This is a genomic window from uncultured Paraglaciecola sp. (assembly GCF_943787955.1).
GTDB lineage: Bacteria > Pseudomonadota > Gammaproteobacteria > Enterobacterales > Alteromonadaceae > Paraglaciecola.
In genome coordinates this window covers 98,531-112,890 of record NZ_CALSOK010000011.1, presented here as the reverse complement: position 1 = coordinate 112,890, position 14,360 = coordinate 98,531, and the positions used below count along the sequence as shown (strand labels likewise).

At 40.1% G+C, this 14,360-nt stretch carries 12 protein-coding genes and 1 pseudogene; 3 read left to right on the top strand and 10 right to left on the bottom strand.

Annotation, left to right across the window (positions count from 1 at the left end; all coding sequences use genetic code 11):
- Window positions 1-124: 124 nt before the first annotated feature.
- The 6 genes and pseudogenes from Q0Y52_RS11475 to Q0Y52_RS11450 form a co-directional block, all read right to left on the bottom strand.
- Complete coding sequence (locus tag Q0Y52_RS11475; RefSeq protein WP_297821670.1) at window positions 125-1,273, bottom strand: cupin domain-containing protein; 1,149 nt, start codon at window positions 1,271-1,273, stop codon at window positions 125-127.
- Complete coding sequence (locus Q0Y52_RS11470; protein WP_297821668.1) at window positions 1,257-2,507, bottom strand: adenylate/guanylate cyclase domain-containing protein; 1,251 nt, start codon at window positions 2,505-2,507, stop codon at window positions 1,257-1,259. The genes Q0Y52_RS11475 and Q0Y52_RS11470 overlap by 17 nt, the downstream gene beginning before the upstream one ends.
- A 117-nt stretch (window positions 2,508-2,624) precedes the next feature.
- Window positions 2,625-4,016 (bottom strand): adenylosuccinate lyase, encoded by a 1,392-nt coding sequence (gene purB, locus Q0Y52_RS11465; protein ID WP_297821666.1) that lies wholly within the window; start codon window positions 4,014-4,016, stop codon window positions 2,625-2,627.
- 9 nt (window positions 4,017-4,025) lie between these two features.
- A pseudogene (hflD, locus tag Q0Y52_RS11460) lies at window positions 4,026-4,643 on the bottom strand (high frequency lysogenization protein HflD); the annotation flags it as partial.
- 30 nt (window positions 4,644-4,673) lie between these two features.
- Window positions 4,674-5,804: a tRNA 2-thiouridine(34) synthase MnmA gene (gene mnmA / locus Q0Y52_RS11455; RefSeq protein ID WP_297821664.1), complete on the bottom strand. Its 1,131-nt coding sequence runs from the start codon at window positions 5,802-5,804 to the stop codon at window positions 4,674-4,676.
- Window positions 5,805-6,137: 333 nt separating this feature from the next.
- A complete protein-coding gene (locus Q0Y52_RS11450; RefSeq protein ID WP_297821662.1) occupies window positions 6,138-6,737 on the bottom strand; it encodes a pseudouridine synthase in 600 nt (199 codons plus the stop codon).
- Window positions 6,738-7,023: 286 nt separating this feature from the next.
- On the opposite strand from Q0Y52_RS11450, the gene Q0Y52_RS11445 reads away from it, so the two are divergent.
- Window positions 7,024-9,252, top strand: a complete 2,229-nt coding sequence (locus Q0Y52_RS11445) for an NADP-dependent isocitrate dehydrogenase (RefSeq protein WP_297821660.1) — start codon at window positions 7,024-7,026, stop codon at window positions 9,250-9,252.
- Between the two features lie 97 nt (window positions 9,253-9,349).
- Here the strand turns inward: Q0Y52_RS11445 and cspD are convergent, their stop codons facing one another.
- Entirely contained in the window at window positions 9,350-9,568 is a 219-nt protein-coding gene (gene cspD, locus Q0Y52_RS11440; RefSeq protein ID WP_297821658.1) for a cold shock domain-containing protein CspD, read from the bottom strand.
- A 219-nt stretch (window positions 9,569-9,787) separates the two neighbouring features.
- On the opposite strand from cspD, the gene clpS reads away from it, so the two are divergent.
- Complete coding sequence (clpS, locus tag Q0Y52_RS11435) at window positions 9,788-10,108, top strand: ATP-dependent Clp protease adapter ClpS (RefSeq protein WP_297821656.1); 321 nt, start codon at window positions 9,788-9,790, stop codon at window positions 10,106-10,108.
- Window positions 10,109-10,165: 57 nt separating this feature from the next.
- The gene (clpA, locus tag Q0Y52_RS11430; RefSeq protein WP_297821654.1) at window positions 10,166-12,442 is read left to right on the top strand and encodes an ATP-dependent Clp protease ATP-binding subunit ClpA; all 2,277 of its coding nucleotides are present in this window, start codon (window positions 10,166-10,168) and stop codon (window positions 12,440-12,442) included.
- A gap of 127 nt (window positions 12,443-12,569) precedes the next feature.
- Here clpA and infA read toward each other — a convergent pair whose 3' ends face one another.
- The 3 genes from infA to aat all read right to left on the bottom strand — a co-directional run bounded on the left by infA (window position 12,570) and on the right by aat (window position 14,295).
- A complete protein-coding gene (gene infA / locus Q0Y52_RS11425; protein ID WP_007618153.1) occupies window positions 12,570-12,788 on the bottom strand; it encodes a translation initiation factor IF-1 in 219 nt (72 codons plus the stop codon).
- An 84-nt stretch (window positions 12,789-12,872) separates the two neighbouring features.
- Window positions 12,873-13,571 (bottom strand): arginyltransferase, encoded by a 699-nt coding sequence (locus Q0Y52_RS11420; protein WP_297821725.1) that lies wholly within the window; start codon window positions 13,569-13,571, stop codon window positions 12,873-12,875.
- A gap of 16 nt (window positions 13,572-13,587) precedes the next feature.
- Window positions 13,588-14,295 (bottom strand): leucyl/phenylalanyl-tRNA--protein transferase, encoded by a 708-nt coding sequence (gene aat, locus Q0Y52_RS11415; RefSeq protein WP_297821651.1) that lies wholly within the window; start codon window positions 14,293-14,295, stop codon window positions 13,588-13,590.
- Window positions 14,296-14,360: the final 65 nt, after the last annotated feature.

Sequence of the window (14,360 nt, the reverse complement as noted above, 5' to 3'; positions counted from 1 at the left end):
AAGGGGGAAACGTCAAGTCCACTGTTAGTTTGTCCTAATGAGTAAGCTCTACTCTTTTGAGGCTGTGTCGTTCGTTGGCCCAATCGACGCTTTTTGTATAAAACGTCATACGGTCACTCCTCGTTCATTCAGGGTACCAATACCCTAAATTAGCCATTGTTGTGACTAGCTCAGTAAAAAACACACTGCAATGGTCTAATTGATTGTTTTCTAGTATAAAAATAGGTTGATGAAGAAATTTCAAAGTCAACTCTTTGTCTTTGCATGGCACTGAAAATGCTTCGCCTTGAATATAAAACATAAAATTATCAATATTATAGAGCGGGTGCTCAAGAAAAACCGCTTTAATGCCCGGACATCGAATAAATGGTATGCCTGCTTTCAGTTTGTCATCAATCTCTTGATGACTTAAATTTTGTATGTCCTGATCCTCAAACTCATGTTTTTCACCACCTTGACTTAAAAACTGAGCAGTCCAATTAGAAAACTGGTCGGTTTCTAGAAGTTGTTTTAGCATCTGCTTAAATCTTACGACTTCTTGTTGTTTTATTTCACCGCTAAACTCACGAGGTGCGAGCTCTTTATCTGTGTAACGCTCGTTAAATAAGTTGTTATCAATAGCAAAGTCAGCGAGTGAAGACAGCATTTCTTGTTGAGAAGGTGCGCGGAATCCTACTGAGTAGTTCAAGCATTCTTCTAATGCTACTCCATTATGCGGATGATTGGCTGGTATATAGATGACGTCCCCCGGTTGTAAAACTTGATCAATAACGGGTTCAAAGCCAGAAATTTGTGCTAAATCTTTATGCGGGTTGATTTTGTCAAAATCTCCAGGCAAACCTACTTGCCATCGCCTTGAACCTTTGCCCTGAATAATAAATACATCGTATTGATCGAGGTGGGGGCCTACACCGGCATCTTTATTTGAAAAGCTTACCATCAGGTCATCCATTCGCCAGTGCGGAATAAAGTCGAACGCTCGCATGAGTTCGTCGGCTTCAGGAATAAAGTGGTCAACCGACTGTACTAACAAACTCCACGCACCTAAACAGTATGCATTCACGTCTTCAAACGGGCCGTGACTCACTTGCCAAGCGTTAGCTGTGAGACTCACTATTCTTGAGTCAACTGTTGGCTCTTGGCTTAATCCTGCTAGGTCATTTTCATCTAGAGGATCAATAAAGTTATCGAAACCTTGCTTGATCACTAGCGGTTTTTTTTGCCAATACTGTCTGATGAATTGTTGTTTATCAATATTATCTAGTAAGTACATGTGTTTCCAAATTATGTTTCCTGCTGACTAACCAATAGGTATTTATCCACCCAAGACCTTTTACTTCAATTAGTCCTCGTTTATCAAATTGAAAGCAGTCTTTGCTGATTTCGTAGGTTGATTCGGTGACTTGAATTTTATTACCCAATCCATGACTCTCCATACGTGATGCTAAGTTAACAGCCTCCCCCCAAAGATCGTAGCTGAATTTGCTTTTGCCAATGATACCAGCAATCACTTCACCGCAACCTATTCCTATTCGCAGAACATTGTGTAAATGGTGTTTTTTACAAATGCTTTTAAATGCATTTTGCATATCTAAAGCACAGTAACAGCATTCAATGGCATGAGAAGAGCTAATAATAGGTACCCCTCCAGCCACCATATAGCCGTCACCACTGGTTTTGATTTTTTCTAATCCGTATTTCTGGGTAATGTGATCAAATGCACAAAACACTTCATTTAAAAGATTAACAAGCTGTTGTGGCGAGAGGTTTTTAGACAATGGTGTGAAATTTTGAATGTCGGCGAATAGAATACTCACTTGTTCATAGTAATCAGCTATTAGGTTTGGCGATGTTTTTAGACGTTGGACAATGTTGGCGGGTAAAATATTTAACAGTAACTGCTCTGAACGTTCACGCTCTGAGGACAGTTTTTGCAAATTACGATTAATGTTTCTTCGAATATGATAGCTGCAAAGTAAACAGGACAGGGCAAATGAAATACTGCAACTAATTTTTACTATTTGTTGATGGAAGCTCAGAGTGTTGACTGATGAATAGAAAAACCAAATTTCGAAACTAACAAATAATAAAAAATATGACAGGGTAATCAAAAACATTAAGCCACTTTCCGCCTCTTTAAATAAAAATGGGCAGATAACAACTGCGAGTAAGAAAAAATACTGAATGTTTAAGTTTTCTTGTCGTATTAGACAAGATATTAATATGTATGTAGCAAAAACGATGACCAAAAATAGCTTGCTCATTAAATACGCTTTTAGACGATTAAGAATAGGTACTAAGGTCAATAATGATGCTGATATGATGATGAGTAGTAATTCTTGATAGCCTGTTTGTGACACAAAATATAGGACAATGGGTAGGTGCAGACTTGATACAGAAATACATAATAAAGCAATGATGTTAGTGATACGGGTCGGGTTAACATTTTCTGAAGAGGCTTTATTTATTCCCGACCAAACCCAGCTTTGTAAGGCCGACTTTAACATTTTTAAATCCCTTTAAAAATCGGAGTGAAAACTAAGTGTAGTTCACCCCAATAATCTTTGGATAGGAATTTAGGCTAATGCAAGCAGCTAATGCAAGCACAGTGGAGTGGCGTTCTCTTATCTTTCTAATTGCTCAACAAACTCGATTGCTCGACCAATGTAATTAGCAGGCGTGAGGGTTTTGAGCTGTGTCTTTGCGTTATCAGGTAATGCTAAGGTATCTATGAAGTCAGCCATGATTTGCTGATTTATTTTTTTGCCACGGGTCAACTCTTTGAGTTTTTCATATGGCTTTTCAATCCCATAACGACGCATAACAGTTTGTACTGGTTCTGCCAGTAATTCCCAGTTGTTATCAAGTTCATTCAGCAGACTCTGTTCATTGACTTCAAGTTTACTGATCCCTTTTAAAGAGGACTGGTAAGCAATAACCGAATAACCTACACCCACGCCTAAATTTCTGAGTACGGTTGAGTCAGTTAAATCTCGTTGCCATCTTGAAACAGGTAGTTTACTAGCGAGATGCCCAAACATAGCGTTGGCTAAACCCAAATTACCTTCTGAGTTTTCAAAATCGATAGGGTTGACTTTGTGAGGCATGGTAGAGGAACCAATTTCGCCGGCAATGGTTTTTTGTTTGAAGTGACCAAGAGCAATATAACCCCAGGCATCGCGGTCAAAATCTAACAAGATAGTATTGAAACGAGCTATCGCATCAAATAATTCGGCGATATAGTCATGTGGTTCAATTTGAGTAGTATACGCATTCAAAGTGATACCTAAGCTATTCACAAACTCTTCTGCAAAGGTGTGCCAATCCAAATCAGGATATGCACTAAGGTGTGCGTTGTAGTTACCTACAGCACCATTTATCTTACCTAATATTTGTACTTGTGCAATTTGATCACGCTGGCGTTGCAAACGGATCATCACATTGGCCATTTCTTTACCCATAGTAGTGGGAGACGCAGGTTGTCCATGTGTGCGAGCCATCATAGGCACTGATTTTAATTCTATGGCTAAACGTTTTAGCTCTGAAACTAACTTATCGCAATAAGGCAAAATCACTTCATTACGGGCTTCAGTTAACATCAATGCATGAGAGAGATTGTTAATGTCTTCTGATGTACATGCAAAATGAATAAACTCATTCACGGCATGAAGCTCAGCGTTATTAGCGACTTTTTCTTTCAAAAAGTATTCTACGGCTTTCACGTCATGATTAGTGGTGCGTTCGATATCTTTAATACGCTGGGCATCTGCTTCAGAAAAATCACTTACCATATTATCTAAATATGTATTGGCCAATGAACTGAGTGCCGGGACTTCTTGAATGTCATCGGTTGCCGCTAATTTTTGTAGCCAACGCACTTCAACAATTACCCGATATTTTAGCAAACCAAATTCGCTAAAAATGTGTCTCAACTCAGCTGTTTTATTCCCGTAACGGCCGTCTACTGGGGAAACAGCTGTGAGTGTGGATAGTGTAGATAGTGCAGATAAGTTCATGAAATGCTCCTAATTTGGTGTGATATTGTTGTTTAACGTCTGTTGTGCGCTATCTAAAATTTGTTGGCGACTAAATAATATATGTCGGCGTTTGCCACCCAATTGTCGCCATAAAACAGCCGCTCGTACACCGGCTAATAATATAGCCCTGACACGATGCTGGTTATCAGGGAGTTTCAATATTTCTGGATCGCCAGCTACTTGGATTTTTCTGGCAGCAGGGCTTACCACATCAGTATAAATACTGGCTAAGTTACGCAACATTTGATTGTCGGTTATGTCTAAATGAAGCTGTTGCCTTTGAATATTTGAAATACGTTCACCTAGCGCAGCCATAGTCTTTTTACTTGAGCTAATTCTGCGTTCGATAGATAACAAATTAGCAATATAGCGTGTGACTTCTACGTCTTTGTTTGTTGATTGATTGCTAAGCTGAGAGATTAAGGTTTGATAACCCAAAGCCAAGTGATTGACATCACCAAATATTTGTTCGGTATTATCGGAAGATGTAATGGCAATACTATTTAGAGATGTCGCTAAAGCTTGACTATCAAATTCATTACTACGGGCTATTTGTTTTACCAACGCTGCCGCTTGACACAGCCCCGCTAAGGCGATGTTACTCTCATAAAATCTACGATGATTATTAGTAGCTCATTAACGGATATAATTCTCAATTATGCCACCACCCAAACAAATCCCGTTTTGGTAAAAAACAGCAGACTGACCCGGAGTAACAGCTTTTTGTGGTTCATCAAATTCAACCAATAGGCTTCCATCAGTATTGGGCGTTATTTGGCAAGAAATATCTTGTTGACGATAGCGAGTTTTTACCGAACATTGAATGGCTTGTTCAGGGCCTTTGCCGTCAACCCAATGCAATTGATTTGCTAACAATCCAGTCGAGTAAAGGCGAGGGTGATTGGCACCTTGGCCTACAATCAATACATTACGTTCGATATCTTTGTCTACCACATACCAAGGCTCTTCGCCGTATTCTTTCATACCACCAATCAACAAACCTTTTCGCTGGCCTAATGTGTGGTACATCAAACCTTCGTGTTTGCCTATTATTTTACCTTCAGCCGTTTCAATCTCCCCCGGCTGTGCAGGTAAATATTGCGCCAAGAAGTCTTTGAATTTGCGCTCACCGATAAAACAAATACCGGTGCTGTCTTTTTTATCGTGGGTGACTAAGTCTTGCTCCAAGGCTATTTCTCTTACCCTTGGTTTTTCTAAATGACCAATAGGGAAAAGCGTCTGAGCAATATGTTGCTCACCTAGGGTATATAAAAAATAGCTTTGATCTTTATTGTCATCCAAGCCTCGTAACATTCTCCAATTGCCAGTCTCGTTTGAGCGCTGCACATAATGGCCTGTAGCAATATAATCTGCGCTTAATTCTTCTGCTGCAAATTCAAGAAATGCTTTAAATTTGATTTCTTTGTTGCACATGATATCTGGATTAGGGGTACGACCTGCTTTGTACTCTGCTAAGAAGTACTCAAACACGTTATCCCAATACTCAGCCGCAAAGTTAATGGTGTGTAGCGTTATACCTAACTTATCTGATACTGCTTGAGCGTCTTTTAAATCTTCTGCTGCAGCACAATATTCATCATTATCGTCCTCTTCCCAATTCTTCATAAACAAGCCTTCCACTTGGTAGCCTTGCTGTTTAAGAAGATAAGCTGAGACAGATGAATCGACCCCTCCAGACATACCAACCACGACTTTTATCTGGCTGTTGTCTCGAGTGTCATCGCTGCTTTGGGAACTTGTCATCATAGATTTCGAAAATAAGCTAGAGGCTGAAAAATGGACGCGAAGTTTAGCAGTTCTTTTACTAAAAATCATCTGGTTAATCATTGGATTTGCGTATAAGAAAGTCGCTGATTGAAGGGGGTATCATTATCTTCTATAAAATTAAAGTTTACACTGGCGCTTATTGACAACCCGCGCAACGTCAGCTAACTGCACGACTTGATTTTTGCTTATAGCAACAAAAATTAAGTCATTCAGAAGGGATTAAGTGTGAAAAAAGGCATTGATGCCAGTGAGCAAATCGCATGCCTATCATTCTATAAAAAGCCCCATATAATATGTGAACTAATAACTCACTCAAACCTCTGCATACTCCCCATTTTTAATCCCCTCAATACTCCAATTCCCCACGCTATAGCGAATTAAGCGTAAAGTAGGAAAGCCAATATGTGCCGTCATACGCCTAACCTGTCGGTTTCGTCCCTCAGAAATCGTGATGGATAACCAACTAGTAGGTTTATTCTGCCTAAATCGCACAGGCGGATTTCGATCCCATAAATCTGGCTCGTCGATTAATTTGACCTTGGCAGATTGGGTTACACCATCTTTAAGGTTAACACCCTTACACAATTTCTCTATATCTTGTGGCAGAGGAATCCCTTCAACTTGAACCCAATAAGTTTTAGCTGTTTTAAGCTTTGGCGAGGCCAGTTTGTTTTGTAATTTTCCGTCGTTCGTTAATACCAACAACCCTTCGCTGTCTTTGTCTAAGCGACCAGCAGCATATACCTCTGGTATGGGGATATAATCTTTTAGGGTTTTTCTGCCTTCTTGATCAGTAAATTGGGATAACACATTAAAAGGCTTATTAAACAATACAACACGTGTTTTGGCTTCAGGGGATGGTGCAAGGTTAGTTGTTACTGTTTTAGCTCGTAAGTTTGGCTGTTTTGACATATTTAACCACTAAGTAAGACTGTAAATTGACTAATTGATAGACATTATTAGGCGAAAGTGCTGTTTACAGTATAAATTATGCAAGTAAAATTTATACTTAATCATTCAACCCATATATTTTTACTGTTTGTCTGGGTATGGTTTGTTTATACTAGTCTAAGGTTAGACGTTTTTTTATTTCGGTATAAAACACCAACCCATAGTGTCACAACGTCGTGACTTTGCGAATTTTTCAAATGCGCAAATGATGGGTTGTCAGTGCTTTGCCATTAACATGAGGCTTATAATGACGATTTCCAAGTCAAAGATTATCTACACTAAAACAGACGAAGCGCCAGCACTTGCTACTTATTCATTGCTTCCCATTATTCGCAGCTTTACTTCAAGTGCAGGGATTGAAGTTGAATTAAGTGATATTTCATTAGCTGCACGTATCTTGTCTGCACTCGGCGATCTTCTCCCTGAGGACCAACAAGTACCAGATGCATTAGCTAGATTAGGGGCTTTGACCCAAGAATCATCAACCAATATTATAAAATTGCCTAACGTCAGTGCCTCTATCCCGCAGTTGAGAGAAGCCATAAAAGAGTTACAGGATAAAGGCTTTGCACTACCTGAGTTGCCTGAAGATCCACAAACTGATGCAGAGAAAGACATTAAAACCCGTTACGGTAAAGTATTAGGTAGTGCTGTAAACCCTGTCTTACGTGAAGGTAATTCTGATCGTCGTGCACCTGTCGCTGTTAAAAATTATGCTAAAAATAATCCCCACTCAATGGGTGCCTGGAGTCAAGCTTCTCAAACTCACATCGCACATATGCGGGGTGGTGATTTTTACTCTGGTGAACAATCAATGACTGTAGTTAAAGCCGGTCATGTGAAGATAGAATTCACTGATAAGGCTGGTAACGTCACTGTACTTAAGCAAAAAGTAGATTTGTTAGCTGGCGAAGTGATAGACGGCATGTGCATGAGCAAAAAGGCTTTATGTGAATTCTTTGAAGAACAAATTGAAGATGCCAAAAATACCGGGGTGCTTTTTTCTTTGCATGTAAAAGCGACAATGATGAAAGTGTCCCACCCAATTGTCTTTGGTCACTGCGTTAAGGTTTTCTATAAAGATTTATTTGATAAACACCAAGCACTGTTTGACGAGTTAGGTGTTAATCCAAATAATGGTTTGGGTAGTGTTTATGACAAGATATCAACACTTCCTGAGTCCCAGCGCACAGAAATACAGCGTGATATCAATGCATGTTATGCAGACCGACCTCTTATTGCGATGGTTAACTCAGATAAGGGTATCTCTAATTTACATGTCCCCAGTGATGTTATTGTTGATGCATCTATGCCAGCGATGATCAGAAGCTCTGGCAAAATGTGGGGACCTGATGGCAAGTTGCATGACACTAAGGCTGTAATTCCAGAAAGTACTTATGCCACTATCTATCAAGAAACAGTAAACTTCTGTAAGACTCACGGAGCATTTGATCCCACCACTATGGGTACAGTGCCTAATGTGGGTTTGATGGCACAAAAAGCCGAAGAGTACGGTTCACATGATAAAACTTTTGAGATGGCCGGTGATGGTAAAGTACAAATTGTCGATCAAGACGGTACAGTATTAATCGAGCATGCCGTAGAAGAGGGGGATATCTGGAGAATGTGCCAAGTAAAAGATGCACCTATCCGTGATTGGGTCAAGCTGGCTGTTAATCGAGCCCGTCAGTCGGGAATGCCAACAGTATTCTGGTTGGACGATGAAAGAGCACATGATGCTCAATTGATTATAAAAGTGACTGAATATCTTAAAGACCATAATACTGAGGGTTTAGATATTTCAATCATGTCTCCTGTTCGCGCGATCCGTTTCACAATGGAAAGAGCGATACGTGGTCTAGATACTATTTCTGTCACAGGTAACGTTTTACGTGATTATCTTACTGACTTGTTCCCAATTCTTGAGTTGGGCACCAGCGCTAAGATGTTGTCTATTGTGCCTCTAATGGCTGGTGGAGGGTTGTTCGAAACCGGGGCGGGCGGTTCTGCACCTAAACATGTTCAGCAATTTGTTGAAGAAGGCCATTTGCGTTGGGATTCGCTGGGTGAATTCTTAGCGTTAGCGGTGTCTCTTGAAGACTTAGCTATGAAGACAGACAACACTAAGGCAAAAGCTTTGGCAGTTGCCTTAGATCAAGCAACTGAAAAACTGCTAAATGAAGGTAAATCTCCTCTACGCAAAGCAGGCCAATTGGATAATAGAGGTAGTCATTTCTACTTAGCTATGTACTGGGCAGAAGCATTAGTTAATCAGGCCGAGGATAAAGAGTTGGCGGCGAAATTTAAACCTTTATTTGAATCATTGTCTGCTAATGAAAGTAAAATTATAGCAGAAATTGACGTGACTCAAGGTAAGGTCGCAGACATCGGTGGTTACTACTACCCAGATGATGCCTTAGTGACTCAAGCAATGTGCCCAAGTGCTACTTTAAACGATATACTCACCGCTATTTAATAAATGCAGCCAGATTACAGCATGTGATCTAAGCGAACCAATGCACAAACAAAAAAGCAGACATTAACGTCTGCTTTTTTATTTTTCAGATAATAATCTATCTTTCAGGCTCACCATTAAAATCAATATTATGTGCAAGCAAACCTTTTGGGCCCTTCTGCACGTCATATTTTACTTCTTGTCCTGCCTTAAGAGAGCGATAGCCTTCCATTTGTATTGTTGAGTAATGTGCGAAGATATCCTCACCACCATCATCGGGCACAATGAAGCCAAAACCCTTTGCATTGTTGAACCATTTTACTTTGCCGATTGCCATAATCCTTACTTCCTTTTAATCCCTTGAACTAATACAACTTTGCCCCCACACTATTGAATAGGGAAGAACGTGTTAACAACTCAATACAACCGTCGAATTAAAATGTAGGTTTTTTAACCTGTTTTTGTCAAGGTTAATTTGAAAATCAGCAAAGTTTCATGTTAAAAAATTGACACACATCAAGGGGAATTACCTTAGTTGCAGGTAAATAGTTGAAATATGAGTAAAGATAATACCATTGATATTGAGCGTCAGAAAGACATTGACGCAATAAAGAAAAAGGCAGTGCCTCCACCCATGTACAAGGTTTTGCTGGATAATGATGATTACACACCGATGGATTTTGTAATTGATGTACTCATGCGTTTTTTTAATTTGGATGGTGAAAAAGCACAACAGATAATGCTTACAGTGCACTACCATGGTAGGGCTGTTTGTGGCGTATATACTGCAGAGATTGCAGAAACTAAGGTGATGCAAGTTGCTCGATACGCAAAAGAACACCAACATCCACTCATGTGTACCATGGAGCAAGCGTGATGATTGGATTGAGAAAAGTATCATCTTCAAATAGGCTAGTAGTCAGAGGGCATTCTTATGTTAAATAAAGATTTAGAGCAAACGCTAAATGAAGCGTTCATTTTTGCCAGAGAGCATCGTCATGAATTTATGACGGTTGAGCACTTACTGCTTGCCTTACTTGATAATAACGCAGCTAAAGACGCGTTAAAGGCCTGTGGTGCCAGTATTGAGTCAATTAAACAAGAACTCACCGATTTTGTTAAAGATACCACCCCTTTGTTGTTAGACGAGCAGGGTAACGAGCGAGAAACTCAGCCCACGCTTGGATTTCAGCGTGTGTTGCAACGTGCGGTTTTTCATGTTCAGTCATCTGGTAAAGAGGAAGTCACTGGCGCTAATGTATTAGTTGCCATTTTTAGTGAGCAAGAGTCTCAAGCCGTTTATATATTGAAAAAATCTGATGTGACGCGTTTAGACGTAGTGAATTATATCTCACATGGCGTATCCAAAGTTGATGATGAATCTCCTGCGCACAGGGAAAGTGAAGAAGAGAGCAGCGAGCAAGAAGAAGCTGAGTCTATGCTGGATAAGTATTCCACCAATCTAAACCAAAGTGCTAAAGACGGCAAAATCGATCCGCTTATTGGTCGTGATAGTGAATTAGAGCGCAGTATTCAAATATTATGTCGCCGTCGCAAAAACAATCCGTTATTGGTAGGTGAAGCGGGTGTCGGTAAAACTGCCATCGCTGAAGGCCTCGCTTACCGTATTGTGAATAATGAGGTGCCAGAGGTGATTGCTGAGGCAACCGTTTATTCATTGGATATGGGAGCCTTATTAGCTGGAACTAAATATCGTGGTGATTTCGAGAAGCGTCTTAAAGGCATATTGAAAGAATTAGCAGCCTGCCCAGATGCGATTTTATTTATTGATGAAATTCATACTATTATTGGTGCAGGTGCGGCTTCAGGCGGTGTGATGGACGCCTCTAACTTGCTAAAACCAAAACTCAGCAGTGGCGAATTACGCTGCATGGGGTCAACTACTTATCAAGAGTATCAAGGTATTTTCGAAAAGGATCGTGCTTTAGCCCGTCGTTTCCAAAAAGTGGATGTGATCGAGCCTACAGTCAACGATACCACCAAAATTTTGATGGGTTTAAAATCTCGTTATGAGGCTCACCATAGTGTTCGCTTTACACATAAAGCTATTCGAGCAGCTGCTGAGTTATCGGCTAAGTACATTAATGAGCGTCACTTGCCTGATAAAGCAATCGATGTCATCGATGAAGCGGGTGCAAGTCAGCGCTTGTTGCCTGCCTCTAAGCGCAAAAAGACCATCGGTGTGAGTGATATTGAGTTGATTATTTCTAAGATTGCACGCATTCCAGAAAAGTCTGTGTCAGCCTCTGATAAGCAAGTACTTAAACATTTAGACCGTGACTTAAAAATGGTGGTGTTCGGGCAAGATCAGGCCATAGACACCTTAACAGATGCTATTCGCTTGTCTCGCTCTGGTTTAGGTAATGAAACTAAACCTATTGGTAACTTTCTGTTTGCGGGACCTACTGGTGTGGGTAAAACTGAAGTCACCGCTCAGTTAGCCAAGGTCATGGGCGTAGAGTTATTACGCTTTGATATGTCTGAATATATGGAACGTCATGCAGTGAGTCGTTTGATTGGGGCACCTCCAGGATACGTGGGTTTCGATCAAGGGGGATTATTAACAGATGCGGTCATTAAAAACCCATACTCGGTCATCTTGTTAGATGAAGTAGAAAAGGCCCATAGCGACATCTACAACATTTTATTACAAGTTATGGACCACGGTACGTTAACTGATAATAACGGCCGTAAAGTAGACTTTAGAAACGTGGTGTTAGTCATGACCACAAATGCTGGTGTGCAGGAGACTATTCGTACTTCTATTGGTTTTAAACAGCAGGATCGTAGCCATGATGCCATGTCTGAGATAAAGAAAATTTTCACACCTGAATTCAGAAACAGACTAGATGCAACTGTTTGGTTTAACCATCTTGACCGAGATGTCATTTTACAAGTAGTGGATAAATTTATTGTTGAATTGCAAGTGCAACTTGATAACAAAGGTGTGTCATTAGAAGTAAGCAACCAAGCGCGTGATTGGTTAGCTAACAAAGGTTATGATAAAAATATGGGCGCACGTCCGATGGCTAGAGTTATTCAGCAACATGTTAAGAAAGAATTAGCACATGAGTTACTTTTTGGACGTTTGATTCAGGGCGGTAGTGTGAAAATTGGCCTGAAAAATGATGCATTAAGCTTCGAGTTTTTCTCTGACAGTAAGGAAAAGCCAGCCACACTTAACTCTTAATTTCTATAAAGTTAATTGACTAAAATATAAAAAAACCGATATTGTTTAATATCGGTTTTTTTGTACTTTAAACTCTAATATTGCGTTAAAATATTTGCTTCATTAACCCAAAAAAAATGATAATTTATTATCTTGCGCGATAAATAATACGACCCTTGGATAGGTCATAGGGCGTAAGTTCAACAGTCACCTTGTCGCCAGTTAAAATACGAATATAGTTTTTACGCATTTTACCTGAAATATGGGCAGTAACAACATGACCATTTTCCAATTCAACACGAAACATAGTATTCGGAAGGGTATCCAACACAGTGCCTTCCATTTCAATACAATCTTCTTTCGCCATCTAACTCTGTTACCTCTAATCAATAAAATAAGTGTCTAAAAATGCCGCGAAGATTTTGCCGAATAAGGTGGCAAGTGTAAAGCTTTACCCTGCTTTTTTTGTAATTAGTTGCCATTTATCATCAAAAAACCGCTCATGGGGTAAAAAATTCTGTTTATAGCTCATTTTTTGACAGGTATCTATTTGATATCCTAAATATAAGAAAGGTTTGTTAAGCGACTTGGCAAGCTCAATTTGCTGCAAAATAGCAAAATTTCCCAACGACCGTTGTTGTTGATCGGGCTTAAAAAAAGTGTATAAAGCCGATAAAGAAGACGCGAGGTTGTCGGTGACGGCAACGCCAATAAGTTCGTTAGTCGCGTAAATCTCAATAAATAAAGCATTGTTCCAAGGACTTAAAATAAAGCCTTGATATTGTTCTTTGGTTGCAGGGTACATACTGCCGTCGGCATGTCGTTGATTGACGTACGACTCATACAACGGATAATATTCTGGCTTGTCATTATCACTAATATGTATCGTCAGGTCTTGGTTGCGCTTCATAATGCGCTTTTGACTTTTGGATGCTGTAAATATGTCAACTGGGAGTCGAATCGACTCACACGCTTTACATGCTTCACAATGCGGTCGATACACTTGTGTTCCACTGCGCCTGAAGCCAGCGCCAATTAAAAAGTCGTATTCAGTGATATTGGGGACACTATCGCTCATAAAAATCAACAGCCTTTCATCTTGCTCTGGTAGATAACTGCAGGCAAAAGGGGCAGTTATGCCGAATTTCATGTTCATAACGTTATAATCATTTTGTCAGGTTCAGTGTTTGCGGCTGCCAAACGTCTTTCTTAAATGATTGTTGGCTTTGCTGTTGCAACATAGTTAAAAATCTGGCCCTAGTCACTTCAATACAACCTAGACTGGCTAGATGGGGATTTTGCATTTGGCAGTCAATAAATTCTGCGTCTTGGGATTTAAGTAATTCGACCAGAGATAACATCGCTATTTTAGAGGCATTGGTGACTTTATGAAACATAGACTCTCCGCAGAATACTTTCCCAACAATGATACCGTAAAGGCCACCCACTAAAATATCTTCGCTCCAAACTTCAACAGAATGGGCATGACCAAGCTTGTGCAGGTTTTTGTAAGCATTAACCATGTCATCTGTTATCCAAGTGCCAGAGTCGTTTCTAGGAATGGTTGCACAAATGTCTATGACCTGGTCAAAGACGTTATTAATGGTGATTGTATAGTCGCAGTTACGAGCGAACTTTTTGAGACTTTTGCTGCACTTAAAATTATCTAAGGGCAATATGCCTCTTGGGTCTGGCGACCACCACATAATAGGTTCAGCTTGACTAAACCACGGAAATATCCCAGATGAATAGGCTAAAAGTAGACGTTTGGCACTCAAGTCCCCACCAAATGCTAATAAACCATTTGGGTCGGTATGAGCCATGTCCGCTGGTGGAAATACAAGTTGTTGGTTTAGCTTAGTCAGCGTTAGCATAGGAATATCGTTGTTGCCTGTTATGCCAAGGGGAAATAAAATAAGGCCTCAAGTTGAGGCCTTAT